The 661-nt window shown below is 50.5% G+C and carries 1 rRNA gene; it reads right to left on the bottom strand.

Annotation, left to right across the window (positions count from 1 at the left end):
* Positions 1 to 542, bottom strand: a 23S ribosomal RNA gene (locus tag ABLV12_RS08765); the annotation flags it as partial.
* Between the last annotated feature and the right edge of the window lie 119 nt (positions 543 to 661).

Below are 661 nucleotides of genomic sequence, written 5' to 3'. Positions count from 1 at the left end.
GGGCTCCTACTGCTTGTACGTACACGGTTTCAGGTTCTTTTTCACTCCCCTCGCCGGGGTTCTTTTCGCCTTTCCCTCACGGTACTGGTTCACTATCGGTCAGTCAGGAGTATTTAGCCTTGGAGGATGGTCCCCCCATATTCAGACAGGATACCACGTGTCCCGCCCTACTCTTCGAGTTCACAACCTGTGTGTTTTAGTGTACGGGAGTATCACCCTGTACCCTGCGACTTTCCAGACGCTTCCACTAACACACAAGCTGATTCAGACTCCGGGCTGCTCCCCGTTCGCTCGCCGCTACTGGGGGAATCTCGGTTGATTTCTTTTCCTCGGGGTACTTAGATGTTTCAGTTCCCCCGGTTCGCCTCGTTAACCTATGTATTCAGTTAACGATAGTGCAACGAATTGCACTGGGTTTCCCCATTCGGACATCGCCGGCTGTAACGGTTCATATCACCTTACCGACGCTTTTCGCAGATTAGCACGTCCTTCATCGCCTCTGACTGCCAGGGCATCCACCGTGTACGCTTAGTCGCTTAACCTCACAACCCGAAGATGTTTCGTGAAACATCATCGTGTCGCGAAAATTTGAGAGACTCGAACACACTTGAACAGTGTGTCGTTTCAATTTTCAGCTTGATCCAGATTTTTAAAGAGCAAA

The organism is Klebsiella sp. CN_Kp100 (genome assembly GCF_040065315.1).
Classification (GTDB): domain Bacteria; phylum Pseudomonadota; class Gammaproteobacteria; order Enterobacterales; family Enterobacteriaceae; genus Klebsiella; species Klebsiella oxytoca.
Note: the sequence above shows the minus strand (reverse complement) of the source record. Positions and strands in the feature narration are given on the sequence as shown.